The organism is Pseudomonas sp. 2(2015), from assembly GCF_000955865.1.
In the GTDB taxonomy this organism is placed as follows: Bacteria; Pseudomonadota; Gammaproteobacteria; order Pseudomonadales; family Pseudomonadaceae; genus Aquipseudomonas.
In genome coordinates, this window is sequence record NZ_JYOF01000008.1 from 1 (window position 1) to 810 (window position 810).

Sequence of the window (810 nt, forward strand, 5' to 3'; positions counted from 1 at the left end):
CTGAGGAAAGCGTAGAATGCGCGCCTCGGTTGAGACGAAAAGCTCTTAACCAACCGCTCTTTAACAACTGAATCAAGCAATTCGTGTGGGTGCTTGTGAGCTCAGACTGATAGTCAAAAAGATTATCAGCATCACAAGTGGCTACACGAAAATCGAAAGATTTGAAAGTAAGTCATTTGAGATTGCTGAGCCAAGTTTAGGGTTTTCTCAAAACCCAAGCAGTATTGAACTGAAGAGTTTGATCATGGCTCAGATTGAACGCTGGCGGCAGGCCTAACACATGCAAGTCGAGCGGATGAGAAGAGCTTGCTCTTCGATTCAGCGGCGGACGGGTGAGTAATACCTAGGAATCTGCCTGGTAGTGGGGGACAACGTTTCGAAAGGAACGCTAATACCGCATACGTCCTACGGGAGAAAGCAGGGGACCTTCGGGCCTTGCGCTATCAGATGAGCCTAGGTCGGATTAGCTAGTTGGTGAGGTAATGGCTCACCAAGGCGACGATCCGTAACTGGTCTGAGAGGATGATCAGTCACACTGGAACTGAGACACGGTCCAGACTCCTACGGGAGGCAGCAGTGGGGAATATTGGACAATGGGCGAAAGCCTGATCCAGCCATGCCGCGTGTGTGAAGAAGGTCTTCGGATTGTAAAGCACTTTAAGTTGGGAGGAAGGGTACTTACCTAATACGTGAGTATTTTGACGTTACCGACAGAATAAGCACCGGCTAACTCTGTGCCAGCAGCCGCGGTAATACAGAGGGTGCAAGCGTTAATCGGAATTACTGGGCGTAAAGCGCGCGTAGGTGGTT

At 49.9% G+C, this 810-nt stretch carries 1 rRNA gene (only partly in view); it reads left to right on the forward strand.

Features of this window, described 5'->3' with window-relative positions:
• The first annotated feature begins 226 nt into the window (after positions 1 to 226).
• Positions 227 to 810 (forward strand): 16S ribosomal RNA (locus tag UB48_RS13785); it runs 910 nt beyond the window's last position.